25 protein-coding genes are annotated in these 26,283 nt (G+C 69.7%); 11 read left to right on the forward strand and 14 right to left on the reverse strand.

Annotated features, from left to right (window positions below; genetic code table 11):
- A partial coding sequence (gene mmsA / locus GC203_RS22665; RefSeq protein WP_293459137.1) for a CoA-acylating methylmalonate-semialdehyde dehydrogenase occupies positions 1–1,044 on the reverse strand: 1,044 nt, incomplete at its 3' end.
- A gap of 71 nt (positions 1,045–1,115) precedes the next feature.
- Here mmsA and GC203_RS22670 point away from each other — a divergent pair.
- Positions 1,116–1,997, forward strand: coding sequence for a LysR family transcriptional regulator (locus GC203_RS22670; protein ID WP_293459139.1), 882 nt, complete (start codon positions 1,116–1,118; stop codon positions 1,995–1,997).
- A gap of 26 nt (positions 1,998–2,023) precedes the next feature.
- On the opposite strand, the gene GC203_RS22675 is transcribed toward GC203_RS22670, so the two are convergent.
- Positions 2,024–3,556: an FAD-dependent oxidoreductase gene (locus tag GC203_RS22675; protein ID WP_293459140.1), complete on the reverse strand. Its 1,533-nt coding sequence runs from the start codon at positions 3,554–3,556 to the stop codon at positions 2,024–2,026.
- 85 nt (positions 3,557–3,641) lie between these two features.
- Here GC203_RS22675 and GC203_RS22680 point away from each other — a divergent pair, with 85 nt between their 5' ends.
- A complete protein-coding gene (locus GC203_RS22680) occupies positions 3,642–4,262 on the forward strand; it encodes a TetR/AcrR family transcriptional regulator (RefSeq protein WP_293459141.1) in 621 nt (206 codons plus the stop codon).
- On the opposite strand, the gene GC203_RS22685 is transcribed toward GC203_RS22680, so the two are convergent.
- The 5 genes from GC203_RS22685 to GC203_RS22705 all read right to left on the reverse strand — a co-directional run bounded on the left by GC203_RS22685 (position 4,207) and on the right by GC203_RS22705 (position 11,925).
- Positions 4,207–5,517 carry an MFS transporter gene (locus GC203_RS22685; protein ID WP_293459143.1) on the reverse strand — a complete coding sequence of 437 codons (1,311 nt, stop codon included), beginning with the start codon at positions 5,515–5,517 and terminating at the stop codon, positions 4,207–4,209. The genes GC203_RS22680 and GC203_RS22685 overlap by 56 nt on opposite strands.
- A 12-nt stretch (positions 5,518–5,529) precedes the next feature.
- Positions 5,530–6,894, reverse strand: coding sequence for an alpha/beta hydrolase domain-containing protein (locus GC203_RS22690; RefSeq protein WP_293459144.1), 1,365 nt, complete (start codon positions 6,892–6,894; stop codon positions 5,530–5,532).
- 158 nt (positions 6,895–7,052) lie between these two features.
- Complete coding sequence (locus GC203_RS22695) at positions 7,053–8,069, reverse strand: GlxA family transcriptional regulator (protein WP_293459145.1); 1,017 nt, start codon at positions 8,067–8,069, stop codon at positions 7,053–7,055.
- Between the two features lie 58 nt (positions 8,070–8,127).
- Positions 8,128–9,402 (reverse strand): MFS transporter, encoded by a 1,275-nt coding sequence (locus GC203_RS22700; RefSeq protein ID WP_293459147.1) that lies wholly within the window; start codon positions 9,400–9,402, stop codon positions 8,128–8,130.
- Between the two features lie 111 nt (positions 9,403–9,513).
- Positions 9,514–11,925, reverse strand: a complete 2,412-nt coding sequence (locus GC203_RS22705) for a TonB-dependent receptor (protein ID WP_293459149.1) — start codon at positions 11,923–11,925, stop codon at positions 9,514–9,516.
- Here GC203_RS22705 and GC203_RS22710 point away from each other — a divergent pair.
- Complete coding sequence (locus GC203_RS22710; RefSeq protein WP_293459151.1) at positions 11,918–12,223, forward strand: hypothetical protein; 306 nt, start codon at positions 11,918–11,920, stop codon at positions 12,221–12,223. The two genes, GC203_RS22705 and GC203_RS22710, sit on opposite strands and share 8 nt — an antisense overlap.
- Before the next feature lie 370 nt (positions 12,224–12,593).
- Here GC203_RS22710 and GC203_RS22715 read toward each other — a convergent pair whose 3' ends face one another.
- From GC203_RS22715 to GC203_RS22745, 7 genes are all read right to left on the reverse strand, one after another.
- Positions 12,594–12,956, reverse strand: coding sequence for a hypothetical protein (locus GC203_RS22715; RefSeq protein ID WP_293459152.1), 363 nt, complete (start codon positions 12,954–12,956; stop codon positions 12,594–12,596).
- 77 nt (positions 12,957–13,033) lie between these two features.
- Entirely contained in the window at positions 13,034–13,528 is a 495-nt protein-coding gene (locus tag GC203_RS22720) for a nuclear transport factor 2 family protein (RefSeq protein ID WP_293459154.1), read from the reverse strand.
- A 124-nt stretch (positions 13,529–13,652) separates the two neighbouring features.
- Positions 13,653–13,946: a Dabb family protein gene (locus tag GC203_RS22725; protein ID WP_293459156.1), complete on the reverse strand. Its 294-nt coding sequence runs from the start codon at positions 13,944–13,946 to the stop codon at positions 13,653–13,655.
- A gap of 13 nt (positions 13,947–13,959) precedes the next feature.
- Entirely contained in the window at positions 13,960–14,517 is a 558-nt protein-coding gene (locus GC203_RS22730; protein ID WP_293459158.1) for a hypothetical protein, read from the reverse strand.
- Positions 14,518–14,540: 23 nt separating this feature from the next.
- Positions 14,541–14,753, reverse strand: a complete 213-nt coding sequence (locus tag GC203_RS22735) for an enoyl-CoA hydratase/isomerase family protein (RefSeq protein ID WP_293459160.1) — start codon at positions 14,751–14,753, stop codon at positions 14,541–14,543.
- A 31-nt stretch (positions 14,754–14,784) separates the two neighbouring features.
- On the reverse strand, positions 14,785–16,533 hold the full coding sequence (locus GC203_RS22740; RefSeq protein ID WP_293459162.1) for a gamma-glutamyltransferase: 1,749 nt from the start codon (positions 16,531–16,533) through the stop codon (positions 14,785–14,787).
- A 37-nt stretch (positions 16,534–16,570) separates the two neighbouring features.
- Positions 16,571–17,389, reverse strand: a complete 819-nt coding sequence (locus tag GC203_RS22745) for an isocitrate lyase/phosphoenolpyruvate mutase family protein (RefSeq protein ID WP_293459164.1) — start codon at positions 17,387–17,389, stop codon at positions 16,571–16,573.
- Positions 17,390–17,656: 267 nt separating this feature from the next.
- On the opposite strand from GC203_RS22745, the gene GC203_RS22750 reads away from it, so the two are divergent.
- From GC203_RS22750 to GC203_RS22785, 8 genes are all read left to right on the forward strand, one after another.
- Positions 17,657–18,079, forward strand: a complete 423-nt coding sequence (locus tag GC203_RS22750; protein ID WP_293459166.1) for a VOC family protein — start codon at positions 17,657–17,659, stop codon at positions 18,077–18,079.
- A gap of 121 nt (positions 18,080–18,200) precedes the next feature.
- Positions 18,201–19,403, forward strand: a complete 1,203-nt coding sequence (locus tag GC203_RS22755) for a pyridoxal phosphate-dependent aminotransferase (protein ID WP_293459168.1) — start codon at positions 18,201–18,203, stop codon at positions 19,401–19,403.
- 33 nt (positions 19,404–19,436) lie between these two features.
- Complete coding sequence (locus tag GC203_RS22760) at positions 19,437–19,736, forward strand: putative quinol monooxygenase (RefSeq protein ID WP_293459170.1); 300 nt, start codon at positions 19,437–19,439, stop codon at positions 19,734–19,736.
- Positions 19,737–19,943: 207 nt separating this feature from the next.
- Positions 19,944–20,954, forward strand: coding sequence for a LysR family transcriptional regulator (locus GC203_RS22765; protein ID WP_293459172.1), 1,011 nt, complete (start codon positions 19,944–19,946; stop codon positions 20,952–20,954).
- 208 nt (positions 20,955–21,162) lie between these two features.
- Positions 21,163–22,413: a sarcosine oxidase subunit beta family protein gene (locus GC203_RS22770; RefSeq protein WP_293459174.1), complete on the forward strand. Its 1,251-nt coding sequence runs from the start codon at positions 21,163–21,165 to the stop codon at positions 22,411–22,413.
- Entirely contained in the window at positions 22,413–22,679 is a 267-nt protein-coding gene (locus GC203_RS22775) for a sarcosine oxidase subunit delta (protein WP_293459175.1), read from the forward strand. The genes GC203_RS22770 and GC203_RS22775 overlap by 1 nt, the downstream gene beginning before the upstream one ends.
- Before the next feature lie 89 nt (positions 22,680–22,768).
- Complete coding sequence (locus tag GC203_RS22780) at positions 22,769–25,687, forward strand: sarcosine oxidase subunit alpha family protein (protein ID WP_293459177.1); 2,919 nt, start codon at positions 22,769–22,771, stop codon at positions 25,685–25,687.
- Positions 25,680–26,279: a sarcosine oxidase subunit gamma family protein gene (locus tag GC203_RS22785; RefSeq protein ID WP_293459179.1), complete on the forward strand. Its 600-nt coding sequence runs from the start codon at positions 25,680–25,682 to the stop codon at positions 26,277–26,279. The genes GC203_RS22780 and GC203_RS22785 overlap by 8 nt, the downstream gene beginning before the upstream one ends.
- The last annotated feature ends 4 nt before the right edge of the window (positions 26,280–26,283 follow it).

Consider the following 26,283-nt stretch of genomic DNA (forward strand, 5'->3'; position numbering starts at 1 on the left):
CACCAGCTCGGCGCCCTCGTCGACGCCCATCTGGATGTAGCTCTCGATCTTGGCCTTGTGGGCCGCGGAGACCACCGGGCCGTACTGGGCGTCGGCGTCGGTGGAGACGCCCACCTTCAGGGTGTCCAGCTCGGCCAGCACCTTCTCGCGCACGGCCTCGGCGGTCTTCTGCCCCACCGGGACCACCACCGGCAGCGCCATGCAGCGCTCGCCGGCCGAGCCATAGGCCGCGCCCATGATGTCCTTCACCGCCTGGTCGAGGTCGGCGTCGGGCAGGATGATGCCGTGGTTCTTGGCCCCGCCCATGGCCTGGACGCGCTTGCCGTGCGCGGTGCCGCGCCCGTAGACGTACTGGGCGATGTCGGACGAGCCCACGAAGCTGACGGCTTTGACGTCGGGATGGTCCAGCAGGGCGTCGACCGCGCTCTTGTCGCCGTGGATGACGTTCAGCACGCCCGAGGGCGCGCCGGCTTCCATCATCAGCTCGGCCAGCCGCACCGGCACCGACGGGTCCTTCTCGCTGGGCTTCAGCACGAAGGCGTTGCCCACCGCGATCGAGACCCCGAACATCCACATCGGGATCATCGCCGGGAAGTTGAACGGGGTGATGCCCACGCCCACGCCCAGCGGCTGGCGCATGGAGTAGACGTCGATCCCCGGACCGGCGCCTTCGGTGTACTCGCCCTTCAGCGCATGCGGGATGCCGCAGGCGAACTCGATCACCTCCAGCCCGCGCTGCACGTCGCCGCGGCTGTCGGCGATGACCTTGCCGTGCTCGGACGACAGCAGCTCGGCCAGCTCGTCCATGCGCGCCTCGACCAGCCGCTTGAACTCGAACATCACGCGCGCCCGCCGCTGCGGGTTCACCAGCGCCCAGGTCTGCTGGGCCCGCAGCGACGACTGCACCGCCTTGTCCACCTCCGCCTCGGTGGCGAACTGGACGCGGGCCTGGACCTCGCCGGTGTTGGGATTGAAGACGTCGCCGAAGCGGCCCGAAGCGCCCGTGAACGCGGCGCCGTCGATGAAATGGGTGATCTCGCGCATGGGCGAGGTCTAGCAACCACGTGGACGCGATCGGTATTGCATAGTTGCATCATTTGAAGTGCAATTCTGCAATGTTCGACTGGGGCGATCTCAAGGTCTTTCTCGCCGCCGCCCGCGCCGGCTCGCTGGCTGCCGCCGGCCAGCGGCTGGGCGTCGATACGGCCACCGTCGGCCGCCGCGTGGCGCGCCTGGAGACAGCGCTTCGGTCGACCTTGCTCACGCGGTCGCGCACCGGCCTCCAATTGACGGCGACCGGCGCGCAGCTCTTCGACGTGGCGCTCGAGGCCGAGTCGGCGATGGACGCCGCGACGCGCGTCACCCAGCCCGACCGTGTCGCCGGTACGATCCGCATCAGCACCGCTGAGGGCTTTGGGACCGCCGTGCTGGCGCCGGCGCTGCCCGCGCTGGCGCGCGAGCGCCCCGGCCTGCGCATTGAACTGGCCGCACAGACCAATTTCCTGTCACCTGCGCGCCGCGAGGTCGACATGGCGATCACGCTGAGCGCGCCTGACGCCGGACGTCTCGTGGTCGAGCCGCTGACGCACTACCAGCTCGCCCTCTATGCGGCGCCGAACTACCTGGAGCCGCGGAGGCTCCCCAAGACGGTCGCCGACCTGCGCGTGCATCAGGTCGTGGGCTACGTCGACGACCTGCTGTCCGCGCCGGAACTGCGGTATCTCGATGAAGTCTCCCCGGGTCTCAATCCCACCCTGTCGAGTTCGTCCATCCAGGCTCAGCGCGCGATCATCGCAGCCGGCGGTGGCATTGGCGTCCTGCCCTGCTTCATGGCCGACGGCTTGGTGCGGCTCCTAGCCGACGTCGTGCTGCTGGAGCGCCGCTTCTGGCTCAGCACTCACCGCGAGGTGCACGACACAGCCCGCGCCAAGGCCGTCCGAGGGTGGCTGAAGGACCAAGTGACCGCCCAGGCCGTGAAGCTCCGCCCCTATGCGTAGGCGGCGCCCGGACGACCATTTCGGCGTCAGCTGATCGACGCAAAGTAGCTCGTGATCGCCGACGCGTCGCCGGCGTCGGAGATCACGGCCACGTAGCCGTCGGGACGGATGAGCAGCAGGGTACGGTCGCCAGCGCCGAACTGCCGGGAGAGTTGGCCGTCCGGCTCGGCGATCTCGTCCGAATGGCGCGGCTGCTCGACCACGTTCAGCGTCCTGAGGTCGAACGGCGCCGCGTCGATCGGCGCGGCCAGCCTCGGCCCGAAGTTGAGCAGGGTGAAGCGCCCGCCGCGCAGCAGGTCGAAGAGCCGCCGCTCGCCCCCGGGCGTCACGAGCCGCGTGACGTCGGGCGCGCGGTCGCCGGCGCGCATCCGGGCGTCTTCGCTGCGGTCGTCGCGGGACAGCGAAGAGTTGCGATAGTTGATGTGCAGCTGGAGCGTGCTCTCGTCGCGCTGGACGTTGACCCCGCCTTCCACGCGCGACTGCTCCAGCCTCGCGTTCGAGAAGCTGAGGACCCCGGCGCCGATCGGGCGCCGCTCGGCCTCGTAGGTGTCCAGCAGCGCCGACGAGGCGCCCTTCTCCACCGCCGCCAGCTTCCAGCCCAGGTTCGCCGCGTCCTGCATGCCAGTGTTCATGCCCTGGCCACCGGCGGGCGAATGGATGTGCGCCGCGTCGCCGGCGATGAAGGCGCGGCCCACCCGATAGCGCTCGGCGAGCCGGATGTTGGCGCGCCAGACCGTCGACCACTCCATGTCGTGCAGGCGGATGTCGGTACGGCCGCTGCGCCGCTCGAAGATCGCCTGCAGGTTCTCTAGCGTTGTCTCGGCGTTCTGCCCCAGCGAGAGCGACGCCTGGTACTGGAAGATGTCGGTCGAAGGCAGCGGGCAGAGGAAGGCCGAGCCTTCCTCGTGGCGCCACATGTGCCAGCACTCGCGGTCCAGGCCGTCGACCTTCAGGTCGGCGATGATCATCCGCACGTCCTCGCGAATCTCGCCCTCGAACGCGATCTGAGCCTGCTTGCGCACGACGCTGTGGCCGCCGTCGCAACCCACGAGCCAGCGCGCCTGGATCGTCTCGGACACGCCGTCCTTGACGACCACGGCCGTGACGCGGTCCTCCGACTGCTCGAAGCTGGCGAGCGCCGTGCCGAACTCGACCGTCCCGCCGAGCTCCCTGAGGCGCAGGCGCAGGGCCTCTTCGGTCCGCCACTGCGGGGTGACCAGGCTGGCCGGATACGGGATGTCGGGACGGCGCGACAGGCTGTCGGGGATGGCGCCGCCGTAGATCACCTGGCCGTCCGCCGTCTTCGAGTGCATCGGGATCGCCAGCCAGCCGTGCTCGAGCACGCGCTCGACGATGCCGAGGTTGTCGAACATTTCGAGCGAGCGGGGCTGTAGCCCCTTTGCGCGCGACCCCACCTGCGCGGCCGGCGAGGTCTCGATCTGCCGGAACGCGATACCGCGCCGGGCGAGTTCGCATGCCAACATCAGGCCGGTGGGGCCCGCCCCCGCGATCAGTACCGGCAGGAGGTCTTGCGGCGCGGTGGTGGAAGTCGCAGCCATGTCTGATTTTCCGTTTAAGAGTGGAATTCCTCTCCTAATAACCAGCACTGGATAAGGAATGCAAGCTTCTCTAATATGAACATCGATGGATGAGCCCGGTCAGGAGCCGGCCCGCCAGCGGCGGCGCGGTCAACAGCTCGAGAGCGAGCTGCTGGACGCCGCGTGGGACGAGCTGGCCGAAACGGGCTTCGCCAACCTGACGATGGATGCGGTGGCCGCCCGGGCGCGCACCGGGATCGCCGTCCTCTATCGCCGCTGGCCCAACAAGGACGAGCTCGTGTTCGCCGCCATCGAGCACCGGCGAAAGAGCCGCCCGGTCCCCCTGCCCGACACGGGCGCACTGCGCACCGACCTCCTCGCCGCGCTGACCGGCATGGGCCAGGCGCGTTCCGACTTCTCGGCGATCGCCTGGGGCGCGGCCCACTCCGGGCTGCTGGCCAGCACGGGAATGACGCCCGCCGAGATGCGCGAGCGGTTCCTGGGCGACGAGGCGCTCTCGCGCATCCAGACCATCTATCAGCGCGCCCACGACCGCGGCGAGATCGACCTGGCGTCGATCCCGCCCGCCGTGCTGGCGATGCCGTTCGACCTGGTGCGGCACGACCTCCTGATGGAGCGCAAGGCGCTGAAGCCGGCGCGGATCCGTACGATCATCGAGGACCTGTTCCTGCCGCTCGTGCGCCTGCACGCCGAAGGCTCCCGCTAGGCCAGCGCCACGTCGCCCGTCGGCTCGGCGGCGAGCGGACGGCGCGGCAGGGCCAGGAGCAGGGCGCGCTGGCCAGCGCGAGGCACGCGGCCGCGCCGACCAGGGCCGCGCCATAGTCGCCTGTGCGGTCGTGGGCCGCGCCGTAGCCGACGCCACCAACAGCGAACCCGACGTAGAAGGCGCCCATGAGGAAGCCGAAGATCGAGGCGTAGTTCTTCAGGCCGAAGCAGTGGGCGCAGAAGAACGACATCATGTCGAACTCGGCCCCGATGCTGGCGGCGATCATCACGACGCCCACTGCGAACACCCACGGCGAGCCTTGCGGCGCAAACAGCACGACGAGAGGGCCGGCCGCCGCCAGCATCAGCGCGGCGGCCCCGGCGAGACGCGGATCGGCGACGTCGAGCGCCCAGCCCAGGGCCAGCCGGCTCGGGATAACCGCGAACGCCAGGAGCGAGATCATCAGGGCCGCCTCGGTCGCCGAAAGGCCCTTCTCGATCCCGATCGACTGCAGCTGAGAGAAAAAGCCGATCGAAGCGACGCTGACGAGGAACAGCACGACGCTCAGCAGCCAGAACGCGGGCGTCCGCAGCGCTTCCGTCACGGTGCGCCCGACCCGCGGCGCTGTTGCGGGGGCTGCCGTCGTCGCTCGCCGGACACGGATCAGCGCTACGGCGATCAGCCCGCCCGCGAGGCTGACCGCCGCCAGCACGCGGTAGGCGTGGCGCCAGCCGTCGACGGCGATGGCCTGCGAGACGAGGATCGGCACGGCCATGCCCGTGACGGCGCCCCCGACCAGGGCCAGCGCCAGGGCCAGGCCGCGCGCGGCCTGGAAATCGTGGGCGATCACCCGAGTGTAGCTGATCGGGCCAGCGCCGACGCCCACGACGGCCAGCACTGCGGAGATGACGTAGTACTGCGCCAGGGCGCCGCTCATCAGCGAGAGCGCGGACAGGCAGGCGGACAGACCCAGCGTCGCGCCCAGCGCCACGGCGGCCACCCCGAACCGGTCGAGCAACCGGCCCACGACCGGCAGCGCCAGGGCCGTCAGGATGAACGCGACCAGAGACGCCGCCGCAGCCGCCTTGCTCCAGTGGAATTCCTGCTCGAGGGCGCGGAAGAAGATGCTGGAGACCGGCGTCATCAGCCCCAGCCCGAAAGATGCGCCGATCGCGCTCCCGATCAGAGGCAGAAGGTTCGCCCTGAACTCCGCGCGGCCCGCGCCTGACGTCGGCGAGCCGGTATTGCCCTTCATTCCGCATCCCCGTCAGTCGAAGCTCACGGCCTCCGCGTCGGCGAGCATAAGGGGCGCGTCGCCGGGGAGAACCCAACGTTCCGACACCGCGCGATCGAGGCTGTCCCGGAACCTGGCGAGGTAGGCTTCGCGGCTCCCGTAGAGCGCGCGCAGTTCCCCGCCGTTGAATGGCCGCATGTAACCGTGGAGCCAGAACTGGCCTTCGCCGGCGCCGTAGGTGGCGACCGGCACATCGACGTACGGCGTGCGGACGCCGCCCAGCACGTTGCCCTGGCCGTCCATCACCGGTTTGCCGTCGGGCGTCGTCTCGAACATCGGGGCGTGCGGCGGCGCGACGCCGTCCTCGACCCAGCGATAGAGATTGGCCAGGGCGGCCGAGGCGACCAGGCGGACCGGGAGGTCGTTCGCCCGCGATCCTGGACCGAAGCTGGCCAGCCACTCGGGCGTTCCGGGCGGGCCCGCGCCCTCTCCGTCCGCGGCGCCGCGGCCCGGCGCCGGCGGCTCACCCGCCGGCGGCGCGTACTTATAGTAGTGACAGGCGCCGGCGACCTCGTAGAGTCGGGTCTGCTGTCCGGGCTCGTCGCTGTCGGGAAGCCGCGTGTGCAGCCCGAACATGGCGTAGTCGCCCAGCGTGTTGAGCCGGATCACCGGCACGTCCAGCCCGCGAATGAGGTAGCCGCAGCTGAGCGGCAGGTAGCCGTCGAATGTGTTGCGGCCATCGTCCAGCCTGGCGTTCGCGTGGTGGAAGTTGGCGAACGCCGATGTCGCCATGCCGGTGAACGAGCGGCCGGTGAGGAACTGCCGCCGCACGTCGTAGTCTACCAGGCCCGCAAGCCTACCCTGCCGGACGGCGCGGCCCGCAGTGGCGATCATGCCCCATAGCTGCGAAGCGTCGGCGGCGTGCAGGGCGCCGTAGCGCGCCGGGTCCTTGCCGCGCACCTCCTCGAAGTTGTTCGGATGCTGCACGCCCACGAAGACGTCGCCGTTGGCGATGGCGAAGGGGTGGATCGTGCGGAAGACCACCGGGTGGCCGCCGCCGCCGATGTGCAACGGCTCCATCAGCACCCGGCCACTGAACGTCTTCGGGTCACGCGGCCGGTAGAGGATCACCCGCGTGACGAACGGGACCGCGGCCTGCAGCACCTTCGCCTCGAAGTCGAGCGGTCGCGCCACGAGGCCGTTGGGATTGCCCTCGCCTGGCTCACGCGCCAGGCCATCGACCACTGCGATCGGCTCGGCCACGTCGGCGACGCCGGGGAGCAGGTACTCTTCCGAGACGTACCCGACACGGCTCAGGTCCCAGACGAGAAAGCCGCCCGCAGGGCCGCCGGGCAGCGGCGCGAGCGGACCGGCGCCGATCGAAGCCGAATCCGCCATCACGCCGCCTTCTCGCAGGACGTTGCGCCGGCCGTGCCGGTTCGTGGGTGACTCTTCATCTGCGTCTCGTCGCTCATCGCGTCATTGGGTCGGGAAAATGGGCGGTGAGCTATAGGATTTGCGACGCCGGGTTCATCGTACGCGCCAAGGTCGCCGGTCTAGTTCTGCCGGGTCAGAGTCCAGTCCGTGTGGCGGGGCTGGTTCTGATGCCGGGCCTGGGTCGGCGAGACGCCGAAGGCGCGGCGGAAGGCCTGGGCGAAGTGGCTGGCCGAACCGAAGCCGGTGGCGATCGCCACGTCGAGGATGGGCATGGAGCTGTCGCGCAGCAGCTGGCGGGCCCGCGTGAAGCGCAGCGCGAGATAGTGTTCATGGACGCCGCGCCGCAGATGGCTCTGGAAGGCGCGCTCAAGTTGCCGCAGCGACAGCTGGGCGATGTCGGCGATCTCCTTGCGCGAGAGCGGCGTCTCGATGTGGTTCTCCATCGCCCGGAGCGCCGCCAGCAGCTTCTCGTCGGCGACACCGAGGCGGAAGCGAAGGTCCATCCGCTGCGGCCCGATGCCCTCGCGGACCTGAGTGTGCAGGAACCAGTCGCTGACGGCCGCCGAGAGCTCGTGGCCGTGGTCGCGTTCGATGAGGGCGACCATCATGTCCAGGCCGGCGATCCCGCCCGAGCAGGTGACGCGCTTGTCGTCGAGTTCGAACAGCGAGCGCGTCAGTTCGATGTTGGGGAAGGTCTCCTCGAACGCCGGCCCGTGCTCCCAATGGATCGTGCAGCTGCGGCCGTTCAACAGGCCCGCGCGGGCGAGGATGAAGGGCCCGCCCGAGATCCCGCCGATGATGACGTCCCGCCTCGCCAGCCGCCGCAGCCAGGCGAAGGTGGCCGGATCGTCGAAGCTCGCAGGATTGCCGCCGGCGCACACGAGCAGCATGTCCGGCTCGGCGTCGGCGCCGAACTTGAAATCGGGCAGGACGGCCGCGCCGTTCGAGGCGATCGCAGGCGCGTCGCCGGGCGCGGCGTGCCACCAGCGATAGAGCTCGCGGCCGGCGATCTGGTTGGCGGCCCGCAGCGGCTCCACCGCCGAGGCGTACGACATCAGCGCGAAGCCCGGGATGAGCAGGAAGCCGACCGAGGAGATCGCCGTCGTCAGGCGCGTCGAGGATTCAGCTGTGCTCACCGGTCATGGGTACTACGTCGCAATTTGGATATCCAGCGGCTCAAAAGTACAAGCGGCGTCAGCTGCGGGCGTCCTCGCGATAGGAGCGGCCAGCCAGCACGAAGTGGACGATCGACCACACCGAAACGGTGAGCACGGCCAGGAAGGCGTAGCGCAGCGAGAACTGGCCGACGTTGGGGGCCAGCCAGTCGCTCAACATGCCAACCACCAGCGGACCCAGGCCCAGCCCGATCATCGCGTTGGCGAACATGAGCAGCGCGACCGCCAGGGCGCGGCGCTCCGGCCCGGCCACGGACTGCACGCTGGCCAGGCCGGTGCCGTTGCCGAGCTGGCCGATGAAGGACGAGACGAAGGCCGCGCCGAGGGCGAGCGTGGCCATGGGCGTCAGGAAGGTGACGAGATAGAAAGGGATGGCGAGCGCCGCCGCCGCGGCGGGCAGCCACACCTCCCAGCGCCGGTCGCGGCCGACCAGGTGGGCGCCCGCGGCGCCCCCGATCAGTGTGCCGACCACGCCCCCCAGCCCCGACGACACGCCCAGCCACAGGCTCACCTCGGCCAGCGACAAGCCGTGGACGCGGATGAAGAAGGGAATGGTCCAGGCGCCGATGCCGAGGGAGACGAAGTTCTCCAGCGCGATCGCCGCGACGATGTTGCGATAGGTCCGCTGGCGCAGCAGGCCTGCGATGGCCGACATCAGGCCGCCGTCGACCTCGGCGGCCGGCGCCGCCGCGGCCTGATGGCTGCGGACCGGCTCGCGGATCGTGAAGAACGCGAGCAGCCCCACGACCACCCCCGGCGCGCCGAGTATCGCGAAGGTCCAGCGCCACCCGTAGGTCTCCACGAGCAGCCCGCCCAGGGCGGTGCCTGCGACGGCGCCCAGGATGCCGACGCCCTGGAAGACGCTGAACGCCCAGGCGCGGCGCCTGGCCTCGAAGTGGTCGACGATCAGCGAGTGCGCAGCGGGCACGCAACCCGCCTCGCCGAGCGCCACGCCGCCGCGGAGCAGCACCAGTTGGAGATAGGTGCGCGCCACTCCGGACACCGCGGTCAGGAAGCTCCAGACCATGATGGCGACCGAGAGGATGCGGATCCGCGAGTGCTTGTCGGCCAGCCGCGCGATGGGGATCCCGAAGGCGGCATAGACCAGAGCAAAACTGAACCCGACGAGCAGCCCGATCTCCGTGTCGGAGATCTTCAGCTCCGACTTGATGGGCTCCATCAGCACCCGGATGATGTTCCGGTCCATGTAGTTGAAGGCGCTGATGAGGGAGAGCACCCCCAGCACGTAGTAGCGTCGGCGGTAGGCTTCGGCGGGCGTCGCCAGTACGGTCACGAAAGTCTCCGGGTTCTGATTTCGACTACGCCGCGCGAGGCCCCCGGGAAGCCCCCTCGGCTGGCGTCCTCGCAGTCGCGAGGACGCCAGCGTTCAGGTCCGGGCGTCACCTCAGAAATGATAGGAAAGGACCGCGCCGTAGGTCCGCGGCTCGGAGAAGGTCTTGCCGGCCCAGCCGTTCGAGTTGAGGTTCACCAGCCCGGAGCTGGTGTAGATCTTGTCGGTGATGTTGCGGACGAACAGGCCCGCGCCGACGCCCTCGTGACCCATGACGTTTGTCCAATCGACCCGGGCGTTGAAGATCACATAGGCCGACTGCGAGAGCGAAGCCTTCGTGGCCGGACCGTAGACGTCGATGAACCGCTGCGAGAACGCGGTCCAGTACTCGCGGCTCTGGGCGTAGGCCTGGCCGCCGATCGTGACGGTGCCGAGCTTGTCCGATTGGACGACGTCGTAGCTCGCGTAGACGCTAAGCTTATGCTTGGGCGCGTTGGGGAACGGGTTGGTGGACAGGTCCAGCACCGTGCCGGCGGGCGCGATGTTGAGCGCGTCGTTCCCCATCCATTTCGTGTAGCCGGTCTTGTTGTAGGAGTAGTTGAGTCCGACGAGGCTCCGCGACGTGGGCTCCAGCGTCAGTTCGCTCTCGAAGCCCGACAGCTTCGCCTTCGCCACGTTGGCGACGAAGACGAGGAACGCGCCCGTGGGCAGCTGACCCTGCTGGCTGCGCTGGATGTCGGTGTAGTTCTCGCGATAGTAGGCGACGTTCAGCCGGCCGCGCATATCGCCGATCCGGAAGTCGGTCTTGGCGCCGACTTCGTAGTCCTTGACCACCTCCGATCCGTAGGTCGGGCGGTAGTTGGGGATGCTGGTCGCGCCAGCCACCTGGTTGTTCAGGCCGCCCGGCACATAGCCCCGGCGCGTCGTCGCATACACCAGGACCGACGGCGTCACCTGGTAGTCGACCGAGAAGTTGTAGCCGTTGCCCGCGGTCTTCAGAGCGGCGGTCGTCCGCGTCGCCGACGGGCTGTAGGCGCCGGTCGCAGTGTCGAGGACGGCGGCCGCAGACGTCGACGTGACGCTGTCCTTCGAGTGGCGATATCCGGCCGTGAGGTGGACCCCGTCGATGAGGCCGTCGAGACTGAGCGTGGCCTGCCCGTAGTAGGCCTTCTGGGTCGAGCGTCCCGAGACGGGGAAGGTCCCGCCCGCCGTGTAGCCCAAGTTGTAGGTCCTTACCCCGCCGAATGTCTTGCTGAGCGACGTCAGTCCCTCGAGGTTCGTCGGCAGCGGCGCGCGCTGATAGAAGTAGCCGGCCACCCAGACCAGCCGGTTCTTGTCGAACGAGCCCGAGACCTGGGCCTCGTCGGTGTAGAAGTCGTAGCCGTCGCCCGTGCCGGTCACGAGCTCATTGCCGCGCTGGTTCGACGACGCGCCGCCCGGCGAACCTAGCGTGAGGATGGTAGGGTTCGCGTTGCTGGACTCCGGGAACACCGTGAACCCGGTCAGCCGCTGGTACCCGAAGATGTTCTTGAACTGCCACTCGAAGGCGCCGACCGACGGCAGCGTCACGGTGGTCGTGTTCACCACCACCTGGCGGTTGGACACTTCGCGGTAGGGCGCGGACGTCCCGATGTTGACCCGGCGCAAGGCGTCGCCGCCGGCCGACGTCCGGGCCGCCTCGGCGATCAGCTCAGCCTTGATCTGGGCCAGGATCGACAAGCGCTGCGCCACGCAGGCCGGCACGCTCGTCGCCAGGCCCGCAGACACCGCCGTCGCACAGGCGGCGTTGAACGTGGTCGTGTTGGCCGGCAGGTTGAAGGTCGGCAGGTCCGCATTGACCCCCACCGTCAGGAACGAACCCGGCATCGAGTCCGACCGGTAGTCGTCGTAGATGGTTGAGTTGCGCAGCCAGTCGGTCGGCGTGAACTCGACGCTTACGCGATACGACCGGGTGTCGGTCTCATCCAGCTTCTGGCCAGTGCCGATGATCTTTGTGAAGCCGTCGACGTGATTGTCGTTTAGCGCCACGCGGGCCGCCAGCACGCCCGGGATGATCGGGCCTCCGAAGCCGAGGTTCACCTCGAGCCGGCCCAGCGACCCGAAGGTCACTTCCGCATCGCCGCGGTAGCTTTCCAGGCTGGGCTTGCGCGGCGTGACGAGCACGGCGCCAGCCGTCGACGTGCGGCCGAACAGCGTCCCTTGCGGCCCCTTCAGAACCTGGACGGATTCCAGGTCATAAAGGCTCGTCCCGCCCGCGACGTCGTAGCCGGCCGCGCCCTGCGCCGACGGGACTTCCGCGAAGTACGTCCCCACCGTGGCGGATCCCGACGTCGAACCCGAGAGGCCCCGGATCGCGTAGGTCCCGCCCTGGTGGCCGAACCGGCCCTGGATGTTCAGCGAAGGCGCGATGAAGCGCAGGTCGTTCTGCGTCGTCACCTGCTTGGCCTGCAGGTCGGCCTCGGTGATCGCGGTAATCGCCGCCGGGACGGACTGGATGTTTTCCTCGCGGCGGCGGGCGGTGACCACGACCTCCCCGAGCGCGGTGGACCCGGACGCCGAGGACGCCTCAACAGCGGCGGCCGCTGCATCCGTCGCCAGCGAGGCGACGATGGCGGCGACGCTGCAAGAGCAGAAGACGCCGAGGTTACTGCGCCGCCGACGGGTCATTTCGCCAGCGCGGCGCGGACGTTCGGCGCCGATTTTCGCCGCACCTTTCTGCAACACCGAGTCCAAGATTCTTCTCCCCTTCTTCAATGACGGCCGCGACATGGCGTTCTGCGAACAGCCGGCTCCCGCGCCCTTGGCGACCCCGATGCGCCCGTGAATCTCGGCTCCGCGATGTCGCTTTTCCGGCCCAGCCCGGATCGCCGATGAGGAGATTGGGAAGTAAATCGAGAGCCCAGGTTGTCGCAATTGCGACACGTAGATGTCGTTTTGCGTCAACAATGACGCTTGGTGATGAATTGTGACTCGGGGCTTGGCGCCCGCCGCGCGAGCGGGCCGGACATGACAACCACCACGAGTTGCGCGGGGGTTGTGAGCAGCGGGTCGACCCGGCCGCGCCGTCGCGCCGATCTATCCGAAACTGAGGGCCGAGCTTTGACTCAGCTCATCATCTCTTCGCGGATCGGCGAGCGGGAGGGCCAGAACAGCAGCGGCGGCGCGACTGCGAAGAGCGACGAGGCGATCGGCGCCTAGCGCCCCCCTTCGACCTCACCAAGGCCCAGCCCGATAGGGTTCATGACGATCATCGAGACCGAGCTCGCGGTGGCGCCCATCTCGGCCGGGACAAGCCCCTGGATCGAGGACAGGGCGGGCCCGAACCATAGGCCGCCGGACAGCTGGCTCGGAACCAGGAGGACGAGCGCCGGCGGCCCGGAGCCCACCATGAGGGCGGCCACGCAGAAGGGGATGGGAGGCAGCGCCGTGATCGCCGGCGCCGGGCCGTGGACCCGCAGGTCGCGTGTGGCGTAGCGGTCGGCGATGAGCCCGCCGGCCCAGTTCGGGATCGCCCCGGAGACGCCGGAGACGAGACCGGATCCTGCCGCAACCGCCACGACGCCTGGGGCCTCGACACGGTGGCCGAACGAGCGTGTCGTTCGCGAACCTCAGAACGGTGTGCCGAGCCTCGGCGTCACGCCGGCGCCTGACTCGCCTGGCTGTGAGCGCGACCAGCCGCCATCCGCTCCTTCGTCCAGTTGATCCAGTCGTTCGGCCCGTAGATCAGAGTCGAGTGGCGCGAGCGCAGACGCCAGCCAGCGTCGGTCCGGCGATAGCGGTCGTGGAGCTCGAACACCTTGGCGTTCATGAAGACCGGCTCGTCATACCCGACCGTCGAGAGCAGCGAGGTGTTCAGGCCGATCGCATAGGCCTCATCCTCCTCAACATCCACGAAGTGCAGGTTGGTGATGATGTGGCGTGAGACGTTCCCACCCCGACCGGCGCCGAGCCACGCGCGGATGTTCTCGCGGCCCCGGTGGGAGGCCAACTCCGAGATCAGTTCGGCGTCCTCCGTCAGGAGATCGGCGAACGCATCGGCCTTGCGCGTGTCGAGGCAATACATCGCCCGATAGCAAACCGCCGTGCACTGCTGCTCGATCAGCATCCTCGCATGAATATCCAGGGCCATTCCAACCTCCCGAGCTGTCGCCGGCCGCGACGACCGCGTCGCCGAGACACCTGCCCGAGAGCATGGAGTGCCATCCGCGAAAGGCCTGCATAAGAGGTGGTTATGGTCGGTCGCGGGTTCGCCGTCAGGCCTCGTACTGGATCCTCGACATTTCACCCAGGATCGGCAGCAGGAACTCGCGCGCCACCGCGGCGTGTGCGGGATGCGTCTGGTACTCTCGGTAGGCGTCCACGTCGGCGAATTCGCCCACGATGATCGCGTCATGGGCGCCGTCGACGACGCCCGCGTTCTTCTCCATCGTCAGTTTGAGAAGCGGCGGAACCGCCTCTGGGAGCGCCCGGAGCCTGGACAACGCCAAGTCTATCTGCTGCGCCGTGGCTTCCGGTTTGAAGCGGACCAGAACGACATTGTAGAACATTTTGCGCTTCCACTCAGACCAAGAGCCGCCGCGCCCAGTCGGCCACGTCGTCGTCGCTCGCCATGTCGGGCTGGACCAAGCCGTCGATCATGAAGGTGGGCGAGACGTGGATGCCGTTCTGGCGGGCATACTTCACATGCCACTTCAGTTCGGGGCCCACTTCCGGCGCCTCGAAGGCCGCGCCGAGGGCGAGGCCGCTGTAGCGTTCGATCCGCGCCACGAGCTGGCGCGGCGTAACGTCCATGTTCGAGCCCTTGCAGTGACCTTCGAACTCGAACTCTTCGCGATGCTCGCCCACCACCTCGAGCACGCGCCGGGCGTTCTCGCGCCCGCCCGGCAGCAGCGACGCCGCCAGCACGCTGCGCACGATCACGCCCGAGAACATGTGCCAGGGCTGGGACTGGAGCCGGACCTTCACCGTCACCCGGTCGCGGCCCGCCGCGGCCAGCAGCGGTTCGATCTTCATGAAGGCCCGCGCAGAGTACGGGCACGTCGGCTCGATGAACATTTCGAAGACGCGCGGCCCGTGGCCCCAGGACAGGGCGTCGAGCCGGGATGCGACGTGTTCCATGGGGGGCTCCTCCGTCAGCAGCGTCAGGCGGCGTCGCCCACACAGAAGCCACGTTCGCCAGCATGGCCGAAGATGACGAGCTGGACCCGCGGGTCGTCGCGCCAAGTCGCCAGAGCGTCGGTGATCCGCCTCACCATGCCGGCGGTCAGCGCGTGGCTCGCCTGCGGGCGGTTCAGCAGGATGCGCCCCGCCCGGCCCTCGATCCAGCACAGGACGTCCTCCGCCTCGACGCTCATGGCGGGGCCCCTGCCATCTCAATGCAGCCCGCTACCAGCCGAGCGCATAGCAGGGCCGGCGCGGATCGGCGGCGCCCGCGTACAGGCCCTGCGCATAGTCGACGAGGCAGACAGAACCCGCGCGCCAGGTCAGATCGGGCCACCAGTTGACGTCGTGCCCGCGCGCCGTCAGCGCCTCGCCGACCGCCTCGCCCACACCCGTCTCGAGGTGCAGGCGGTTCGGGTAGAAGTCGTGCGGCTCGAACGAGTCCGGGAAACTGTAGCTCGCGAAGCGGGGCGCCTCGACCGCGCGCTGCGGGCTCATTCGGAACACCAGCAGGTTCGTCAGAACCTGCGCCATGGCCTGGGCCTGGACGTCGCCGCCAGGTGTGCCGAAGGGCACGAGCCGGCCGTCGGCGCCGACCGCCAGCGCCGGGCTGGGTGTCAGCCGCGGGCGCTTGCCGGGCGCGACCGAACTGGGATGGCGGGGATCGGCCCAGCTCTGCGACCCGCGCGAGGACGGCGCGACACCCGTGCCGGGAATGATCGGGGTGTCGTAGGTGACGTCACTGGGCGTGGCCGAGAAGCTGTTGCCCCATCGGTCCACGACGGCGATGTAGGAGGTGTCGAGCGAGGGCGGGGTCGCCTCGGTCCGAATCCGCGGATCGACGGGGACCGCCGGATCGGCGTAGCCGCCGTCGACGGGCAAGCCCAGGATCGAGCGGTCCGGATCGATCCGCCGTAGCCGCGCCTCGGCATGCGCCTTCGACAGCAGGCGTTCGACCGGGACGTCGACGAACCGCGGGTCGCCGACGTAGGCGTGCCGGTCGGCGAAGGCCAGCTTGATGATCTCGGTGAACCGGTGGACGTACTCGGGACTGTTGTGCGGCAGGTCGGCGATGCCCGACGCCTCCAGCATGCTGAAGATCTGCAGCATCGAGGGGCCCTGGCACCAGGCGCCGCAGCCGTGGACCTTCACGCCGCCGAAATCGACGCTCAGCGTGTCCTCGACCTCGCTGGAATAGCCGGCCATGTCGTCGAGGGTGAGGAAGCCGCCGTTCTCGCGGTGGAAGGTGTCGATCGTCCGGGCGATGTCGCCGCGGTAGAAGGCGTCGCGCGCCGCCATCAGCCCCGCCTCGCGCCCTTCCGACGCCCGCGTGGCCTCCTCGTCGACCATGTACTGCATGGTCCTCGCCAGGTCCGCCTGGACGAACTTCTCGCCGACCTGCGGCGGGCGGCCGTTGGGCAGATAGACCGCCGAGCTCGACGGCCAGCGCGAGTATTCCTCTTCGAAGGTGGCGATCAGCTCGGCCATCAACGGGTACATGACGAACCCGTCCCGCGCGAGGCGGATGGCGGCGCGGGCGACTTCGCCGAAGCTCATCGTCCCGAAGCGCGCCAGCGCCGTGATCCAGGCGTCGGGCGCGGCGGGCACGACCGTGCGCGCCAGGCCGTGCGGGATCTCGCCGCCGTGGTTGTCCATGAAGTAGCTGGGCGTCATCGCCCGCGGCCACCAACCCAGGCCGGCGATCGACTTGGTCTCGCCGGTCGCGCCCATGCGCACGATGATGGGCGCGACACCCGCGAAGTTGACGAGTTCGCTCTGGACGACCGCCAGCGCGATGCCGCCCGCCACGCCCGCGTCGATCGCATTGCCGCCCGCCTCCAGGATCTCGAAGGCCGCCGTCGCCGCGAGGTAGTGGCCCGCCGACACCATATGGTTCACGCCGGCGATCACCGGGCGGCCCGTCTCGGCGCCCGTCGCCTTGCGCTTCTGCCGAGAGATCGCGTCGATACTCATGCGTGACTCCGCTGTCGTGGCGGCCGAGAGGGCCGCCCTAGATGGGCTTGGTGAGGGCGCGAAGCTCGCCGATCGGCATCATCTTGGCTTCGATCGCCTGGGTGTCGCCGGCCTGCGCCAGATGGGCCAGGGCGCGGGCCTGAGCGCCCAGCCCCGCGAGCAGGACGGTGACGGGATAGACGGTCGCCGCATGGCCGGCGCCGGCCAGCTCCTCGGCCGAGAAGCTCTCGCGCGCGGTCTCCGTCACCGCGATGAACAGCGGAACCCGCAGGGCGGCGGCGAACATCCGCACCTGCCGCGCCTCGGTGAGATAGGGGACCATCAACGCGTCGGCGCCGGCGTCCTCCAGGGCCCGCGCGCGCCGGAGCGCCTCGTCGGGGCCATGCGTGCTCATCGCGTCCGTACGGCCGATCACCAGGAAGTCCGCGTCGGCGCAGGCGCCACGGGCCGCGGCGACCTTGTCCTGCACGAGGTGGATCGGCTCCAGGGTCTTCGGCGCGCCCGCGGCCCTGGGCAGCACGGTGTCGTCCAGGTTCACCCCGACGGCCCCGGCCGCCTCCAGGCGACGGGCGCTCTCGGCCGCGTCCGCCACGCCCCCGAAGCCGTTGTCGGCGTCGACGAAGAGCGGCAGGCTGATGGCCGACGCGATCTCGCGGGTCCGCGCCTCCATGCTTGTCAGGCTCATGTTCCCGAGGTCCGGCAGACCCACGACCGCATTGGCCGCCAACCCGGAGAGATAGGCCGCCTCGAACCCCGCGGCCTCGATCAGCCGGGCGCTGAGCGGATCATGGCATCCCGGGATGATCAGGCCGCTGCGCTGTTCGATCCTTGCGCGGACGACCGCCGACCGTCTCACCCGTGGAAATCCTTCATGAGCTTCAGATCCCGCCGAGGACAGACCGGTCTGCGAACCCGCCAACCCGGCCGAGCCGCAGACCTAGCCTAAGCGGGGGCAAGCCGCGGCATAAGAGTTGTCTATAGCCATCGCCGGACGCCTGCGGACGCGGCCCTGGGATGCGCGGCCCGAAGTATCAGAATTTGTTATGGTCCCTATAGGAGGCCGAGGCGGTAGCTTGGCAGCCCCGGGAACCGTGACACCCCCGGGGCGAAGCGGGGCATCGAGATGCTGGGCCTGAGACTTGATCACGCGACCATCCGGACGGCGAAGCTCGAAGCGACGCTGGCGTTCTATCGCGAGTATTTCGGGCTCTCCGCGGGCTGGCGGCCGGCTCTGGGCAGCGGCGGAGCCTGGCTCTACGCGGAAGGCGCCGACTACCCGCAACTGCACGTCATCGAGACGAAGACCGACCTCGGCCGCGGCGGCATGGTCGACCACATCGCCTTCCGGGGCGTCGGCCTCGTCGCCTATCTCGACAAGCTGCGGGCGGGCGGCCAGCCGTTCAAGGCGGACCGCATTCCCGAGACGCCCTACACCCAGGTCCTGGTGTCCGACCCCAACGGCATCATCCTGGAGACCAACTTCGAGGAGTTGATCGACGAGGCGCTTCTGCAGAGCGACCTCGTCCTGGAACGCCTGGCGCGCTAGGCGGCCCCCTCCTCCCGTCCTGCTTTCGGCCCGCGGCCGCCGCGGACGCACGCTGCTGCGTCCGGTCGCGCCGCCGCGCCCGTTCGAACCCGGTGACCACCACATTCCTCGCGGAGCTTCCATGTCGATCATCGCGCAACGCTTCCGGGCCGCCGCCCCTTCCGCCACGGTGCAGGTGTTCGAGCGCGCCTTCGAGCTGAAGCGGCAGGGCAAGCCGGTGATCGCCCTGGCCGCCGGCGAACCCGACTTCGACACGCCCGAAAACGTGCGGGCGGCGGCGATGGAGGCCCTGAACCAGGGCAAGACCCGCTACGCCCCGGTCCCAGGGATCATGGAGCTGCGCGAGGCCATCTGCGCGAAGCTGCAGCGCGACAACGGCCTCACCTATTCGCCGGGCGAGATCTCGGTCGGCTCGGGCGCGAAGCAGTCGATCTTCTCGGCGCTCATGGCGACCCTGGAGCCGGGCGACGAGGTGATCATCCCGACGCCGTTCTGGGTCAGCTTCGCCGACATCGCGCTGATGATGGGCGCCAAGGTGACGGCCGTCGACACCACCTTCGAGGACGACTTCAAGCTCACGCCGCGGGCCCTCGACGCGGCGATCACGCCAAAGACGAAGTGGGTGATCCTGTGCACGCCCTCGAACCCCACGGGCGCCGTCTACAGCGACGACGAGCTTCGCGCGCTGGCCAAGGTGCTGGAGCGCCACCCGCACGTCTGGGTGATGACCGACCACATCTACGAGAAGCTGGTCTTCGAAGGCGGCGCGTCGAGGACAATCGCCGAGGTCGACCCCGCGTTCCAGCAGCGCTCGGTGATCATCAACGGCGTGTCCAAGGGTCACTGCATGACCGGCTGGCGCATCGGCTACATCGCCGGTCCCAAGGAACTGATCGGCCCCATCAACGCCATCCAGTCGCAGGTCACGACGTCGGCCTGCACGCTCAGCCAGTGGGCGGCCATCGAGGCCCTGAACGGCGACCAGAGCTACATCGAGCAGAACAACCTGCAGTTCAAACGGCGCCGCGACCTAGTGGTCGAGGGCCTGAACGCCATCGACGGGATCGAATGCCGGACGCCCCGGGGGGCCTTCTACGTCTACGCTTCGATGTCGGGGCTGATCGGCGCCACGACGCCGGACGGCGTGCGCATCGCGACCGACACCGACTTCGTCGACTACCTGCTCCGCGAGGCGCTGGTGGCCGTCATCCCCGGAGCGGCCTTCCACCTCTCGCCGTTCTTCCGCCTGACCTACTCGGCCAGCCTCGAGGCGCTGGAAGAGGCCCTGCAGCGCATGGCGAGCGCCTGCGCGAAGCTCACCTGACCGGTCACCCGACAACACCACTGGAGACGCCACATGATCATGATCGCCGGCACGCTGCGGGTGCCCACCAAGAACATGGACGCGGCGCGGTCCGCCATCGGCCGCCTCATCAAGGAGACGCAGAAGGAAGCGGGCTGCCTCGACTTCCGCTTCTCCGAGGACCTCGCCGACGCCGGCCTGCTGCACATGACCGAGCGCTGGGCGGACCAGGCGACCCTGGATGCGCATCGCCAGTCGGACCACCTGAAGGAATTCCGGCCGATCGGCGAGATCCTCGGGATCACCGAGCGCAACATCTTCCAGTACGAGGTCACGTCCGAGAGGAAGCTCTAGCGTGTCGGGACGACCCAGGCGCCGGGGGGTCGGCCCGCGCCGGCTGGCGGCGAATTCCGCGCTCACGCCGACGCGGATGAAGCTCGCCGCGATCCGGTCGTCGCTGCTGGCGAAGACGCGCCAAGGGCGGCTTCGGCAAAAGATCGGCCGCCTGTGGAGCCAGGCCCCTCGACAGACAGGACCATAAGGACTTCCTATTCAAAATTGATGACCCCGCGCTCTCGCTACGCCACGGAAGGATCGCGCTTCCCGTTCGACCTGCGGAAGCTCGAGGTGTTCCTCGCCGTGCGCGAGATGGGCTCGATGGCCGGCGCGGCGAAGATGCTGCAGATCAGCCAGCCGGCGGTGTCCCAGACGATCGCAGAGCTCGAGGCCGGCCTGCGCTGCCGCCTGTTCGACCGCGAACTCCGTCCGATCGCATTGACCCCCGCCGGCATCCTGGTCGAACAGCAAGCCCGTTCGCTGCTGGCCGAGGCCCAACAGCTCCTGCCGGCGCTGCAGCGGTCGCGCCAGGCGAACCTGCCCCTACTGCGCATCGGCATGGTCGACTCGCTGGTCAGGACCCTCGGGCCGATCCTCGCGCGCTCGATGCACGACAAGATCAGCCAGGTGGCGATCTACTCGGGTCTCACGTCGTCGATGACCACCGAGCTGTTCTCCCGCAAGCTGGACATCGTCGTGGGCGTCGACGAGTTCGGGCACCTGGAGGGCGTCGAGCGCATCCGCCTCTTCGCCGAGCCCTACGTGGTCATCGTCCCGCGAGACTACGGCGGATCGAACCCGACGACCGTGGACGACCTGCTGGCCGATCTGCCGCTCATCCGTTTCAGCGCGCGCTCGCAGACCGGCACCGACGTCGACCGCCAGCTGCGGCGCCTCCGGATCGAGCCGCCGCGGGTCTTCGAATTCGATGAGCCGCAGGGGCTGACCGAGCTCGTCGCTCTCGGGACCGGCTGGGCCATCACCACGCCGCTGTGCCTGCATGGCGTCCGCGCAGACATGCGGAACATCCGCATCATCCCGTTCCCGGGCCCCGCGTTCGGCCGCACCCTCACGCTCCTGCACCGGCACGGCGAACTGGGCCAGGCGCCCAGCCTGATCGGCCAGTCGGTGAAGCAGTTCATCGCCGACGAGTGCCTGCCATCCCTGCTGGCCGAAGCGCCCTGGCTGAAGCCCCATCTCAAAGTGGCGGCGTCCGGCCGCGGCAAGGCCGCCTGACCTCTCCACTCGGTCTCCGCGCGTGTCTCGCGAGGCCGTCTTTCGCGCCCGTTCGACAGCGTTGTTCGGCTCGCCCAGGAGCCGCGCGTCTTTTTGCATCGGGCGGCGCAAATCGGCAATTGAGTGGCGCAAACAGGCAACTGTCGTGGGTTGGCGCCCCCGTATCCTCGCGAAAATCAGTGAGGGGCGGCAGCCGATCTTCAACGGAATGCGGTATTCGGCGTTCAGTCTCGCCCGTGAGGCGTTGCGCGGGCACAGGGGGTGGACGCCGGCCTGGCGCGACGCCCAGCCCAAGGCCCGGTACGACGTCGTGGTGATCGGCGGAGGCGGCCACGGGCTGGCGACGGCCTATTATCTCGCCAAGACCTACGGCCTGACCGATGTCGCCGTCCTCGAGAAGGACTGGATCGGCAGCGGCAACGCCGGGCGCAACACGACGATCATCCGGTCGAACTACCTGCTGCCGGGCAACCTCCCGTTCTACGAGCTCTCGATGAAGCTCTGGGAGGGGCTGGAACGGGACCTCAACTACAATGCGATGATCAGCCAGCGCGGCGTGCTGAACCTCTACCATTCGGACGCCCAGCGCGACGCCTTCGCCCGCCGCGGCAACGCCATGCGGATGCATGGGGTCGACGCCGAGTTGCTGGACGCGGCGGCGGTGCGACGGATGCTGCCCTTCCTGGACTTCGACGCCGCGCGCTTCCCGATCCAGGGCGGCCTGCTGCAACCGCGCGGGGGCACGGCGCGCCACGACGCCGTCGTCTGGGGCTACGCCCGCGCCGCCAGTGCGCTCGGCGTCGACATCGTACAGAACTGTGAAGTCGTCGGCATGATCCGCGTCGGCGGCAGGATCGTCGGCGTCGAGACCACCCGCGGCCCGATCCGTGCGTCGAAGGTCGCCATTTCGGTGGCGGGCAACAGTTCGCGGGTGGGCGGCATGGCGGGCCTGCGCCTGCCGATCGAGAGCCACGTCCTGCAGGCCTTCGTCACAGAGGCGGTGAAGCCCGTGATCCCGGGCGTGGTCACCTTCGGCGCGGGTCACTTCTACATCAGCCAGTCCGACAAGGGCGGGCTGGTCTTCGGCGGCGACCTGGACGGCTACAACTCCTACGCCCAACGCGGCAATCTGCCGACCGTCGAAGACGTCTGCGAAGGCGCGATGGCGCTGATGCCGCGGATCGGTCGCGTGCGGATCCTCCGCTCCTGGGGCGGGGTGGTCGACATGTCGATGGACGGCTCTCCGATCATCGACCGGACGCCGCTGGACGGCCTCTATCTCAATGCGGGCTGGTGCTACGGCGGGTTCAAGGCGACGCCGGCCGCGGGCGCCTGCCTGGCGCATCTCGTCGCCTGCGACGAGCCCCATCCGTTGGCGCGCGCCTATCGCCTCGACAGGTTCGCGACCGGCCACACGATCGACGAGAAAGGCATGGGCCCGCAGCCCAACCTCCACTGATGCGCATACCGTGCCCCTTCTGCGGCGATCGCGACGTCAGTGAGTTCGCCTACCTCGGCGACGCCGGAGTCGTGCGGCCCTTCCCCGACGCGGCGGATGCGGGCGAACGGGTCTTCGAGTCCGTCTATCTGCGCGACAATCCCCGCGGGCGCCACGCCGAGCTCTGGTACCACGCCAGCGGTTGCCGCGGCTGGCTGCGGGTCGACCGCGACACGGCCACCCATGAGGTCGCCTCGGCCGTCCTGACGCGGGCGCCAAGCCTGTGACAGGGCCACTCGAGTTCGTTCCTGCCCCGGGTCTGGCGCGTCAACCGAACCGACTTCCCCGCTGGGGCCTGGTCGACCGCGACCGCCCGGTGACGTTCCGGTTCGACGGCCGGACCTACAACGGGTTCGCCGGCGACACCCTCGCCTCGGCGCTGCTCGCCAACGGCGTCAGGCTGTTCGGTCGCTCGTTCAAGTACCACCGCCCCCGCGGCGTGCTGACGGCAGGGTCGGAAGAGCCGAACGCGTTGGTGGAGTTGGGCGACGGCGCTTGGCGCGAACCCAACACCCGGGCGACGGTCACCGAACTCTTCGAGGGGCTCTCGGCGCGTAGCCAGAACCGCTGGCCGACCCTGGGGGTCGACCTGGGCGCGGTGAACGGCCTGCTGGCGCCGTTCATCGCAGCCGGCTTCTACTACAAGACCTTCATGTGGCCAGCGGCCTTCTGGGAGAAGGTCTACGAGCCGCTGATCCGGCACGCCGCCGGCCTGGGCCGCGCGAGCGAGCACGCCGATCCCGACGACTACGAGAAGGCGCACGCCTTCTGCGACGTGCTGGTGGTGGGCGGGGGCCCGGCCGGGCTCGCCGCCGCGCTCGCCGCGGGCCGGAGCGGCGCACGCGTCCTGCTGTGCGACGAGGACTTCCGGTTCGGCGGGCGGCTGAACGGTGATCGCTGCCAGATCGACGACGGGCCGGGCGGTCTGTGGGCGGAACAGGCCGAGGCCGAGCTGCGCGCTCTGCCCAACGTGCAGCTGCTCGGGCGCACCACCGTCTTCGGCGTCTACGACGGCCAGACCTACGGCGCGCTGGAGCGCGTCACCGATCACCTGGGCGCGGTTCCCGGGCTGCCGCGCCAGCGCCTCTGGAAGATCGTGGCGCGCCGCACCGTCCTGGCCGCCGGCGCCATCGAACGCTCGATCGCCTTCGGCGGCAACGACCGGCCCGGCGTGATGATGGCCTCGGCCGTCCGCACCTATGTCAATCGCTTCGGCGTCGCGCCCGGGCGGACAGGCGTCGTCTTCACCTGCAACGACAACGGATGGTCGACCGCGTTCGACCTGGCCGAAGCGGGGCTCGCCTCCCCGACCATCGTGGACGCCCGTACGGCGCCGGCCCGCCACCTGTTGGAGCGCGCGGCGGCGCTGGGCGTCCGAGTCATCCTGGGCGCACAGGTGGTCGACACCGCTGGCGCGAAGGCGCTGCGATCGGTGACCGTGGCGCTGGGCGACGGCCATGCCACCACCCTGCCCGCCGATCTCCTGGCCGTGGCCGGCGGCTGGAACCCGACCCTGGCGCTCTCCAATCACCTGGGCGCGCGGCCGGTCTGGCGCAGCGACCTCGAGGCGTTCGCGCCCGGTCCCCTTCCGCCCGGGATGACTGCGGCGGGCGCGGCGAACGGAGCGTTCACTCTGGCGGCCGCGCTGCGGGGCGGCGCCGCGGCAGGGGCCGAAGCGGCGTGCGCCTGCGGACACAAGGTCGTCGCCCACGACGCGCCCCGGGCCGACGACGAGCCCAGCGCGTCGAGCGCGCTCTGGCACGTCGCCGCTTCGCGCGCGAAGGCCTTCATCGACTTCCAGCACGATGTGACCGTCGACGACATCGTCCTGGCCGAGCGCGAGGGATACCGCTCGGTCGAGCATCTGAAGCGCTACACCACGCTCGGCATGGCCACCGACCAGGGCAAGATGGCCAACGTGGCGGGCCTGGCGATCATGGCGGCGCTGACGGACCGGAGCATCCCGGAGGTCGGCGTCACCACCGCGCGGCCGCCCTACACGCCGGTGGCGATCGGGGCGTTCGGCGGCCCGCATCGCGGGCCGGCGTTCCGGCCCACAAGGCTCACCGCCTCGCATGACTGGGCCCGCGCGCAAGGCGCCGTGTTCGTCGAGACCGGGCTGTGGCTGCGCCCGCAATGGTACGCGCGGCCGGGCGAGACGGACTGGCTCCAGTCGGTCTGCCGCGAAGTCACGGCGGTCCGATCGGCCGTGGGGGTCTGCGACGTCTCGACCCTCGGCAAGATCGACGTCCAAGGCCCGGACGCCGCCGCCTTTCTGGACAGGGTCTACATCAACACCTTCTCCGCCCTGCCCGTGGGCAAGGCCCGCTACGGCGTGATGCTGCGCGACGACGGCATTGTCTTCGACGACGGCACCACGGCCCGCCTCGGTCCCGAGCATTTCGTCATGACGACGACCACCGCCAACGCGGCGCGGGTGATGCAGCACCTGGAGCACGCGCGCCAGGTGTCCTGGCCGGACCTCGACGTGCAGCTGGCGTCCATCACCGAGCAATGGGCGCAGTACGCCGTCGCCGGTCCCCGCGCGCGCCAGTTGCTGGAAGCCATGCTGGACGACGCCATCGCCCTGTCGGACGAGGCGTTCCCCTACCTCGCCTGCGGCGAGTTCGCCTGGCGTGGGATGACGGTCCGACTGTTCCGGGTCTCGTTCTCGGGCGAGCTCGCCTACGAGCTGGCCGTGCCGGCGCGCCATGGCCGCGCCGTGCTGCAGGCCCTGATGCAGGCCGGCGCGCCGATGGGCGTGACGCCCTACGGCACCGAGGCGCTGGCGGTGCTCCGCATCGAGAAGGGGCACGTGGCGGGGCCAGAGCTCAACGGGACGACCACGGCGGCCGACCTGGGCCTGGGCCGCATGATGGCCCGCAAGAAGGACTTCATCGGCCGCACGCTGGCGGGCCGGCCAGGGCTGGTCGACCCCGCTCGCCCCGCGCTCGTGGGCCTGACGGCGGTGAACCCCGCCGCGCGCCTGCGCTCGGGGGCCCATCTCCTGAAGACCGGCGAAAAGCCGAGCCTGGAGGCGGACCAGGGCTATCTCACCTCGGTCGCCTATTCGCCGACGCTGGAGCGCTGGCTGGCGCTAGCCCTGGTCGCGGGCGGCCGAGAGCGCATGGGCGAACGGCTGACCGCGCACGATCCGCTCCGCGGCCCCGACATCGAGGTGGAGATCTGCTCGCCGGTGTTCGTCGATCCCGAAGGGGCGCGGTTGCATGCCTGAGCTCGACACGACACCCCGCTCGGCCTTCGACGGCCTGCTCCCTCTCGCCGGCCCTCACGACGGTCTCGAGGTCATCGACCGCGACGGCTGCGGCCTCGCCACCCTGGTCGTGCGGCGCGACGCCCGCAAAGCGCTGCGCGCCGCCCTGATATCGCAGTACGGCGTCGAGTTGCGCGACGGCCCCGTCGTCTCGCGGGGCGCCCGCATCAGCCTGATCGGAACGGGCGCGGACAGCTGGCTCGCGGTTTCCGCCGGCCCGAACGCCGGGCTCTATGCCGACCTGGCCGCGCGCCTCGCCGGATGCGCGTCGCTGAGCGACCAGAGCGACGGCTACGGCCTGCTCGGCGTGCGCGGCGCAAACGCCGCGACGGTCCTGCAGCGCCTGCTGCCGATCGACCTGCATCCGGACGCGTTCCCCGTCGGCGCGGCCGCCGCGACGCTGGCGGCCCACATCCCGCTGCTGCTCTGGCGCTCGGGCGAGGCGGAATTCGAGGTGGCGGTCTTCCGCAGCTACGCCGGCAGCTTCATCCATGCGCTCGACGGGGCCGCCCGCCCCTTCCGGCGCAGCGCGGCTCCAACCGCCCGAGGTTGATGGC

It is taken from the genome of Phenylobacterium sp. (genome assembly GCF_016124325.1).
Classification (GTDB): Bacteria; Pseudomonadota; Alphaproteobacteria; order Caulobacterales; family Caulobacteraceae; genus Phenylobacterium.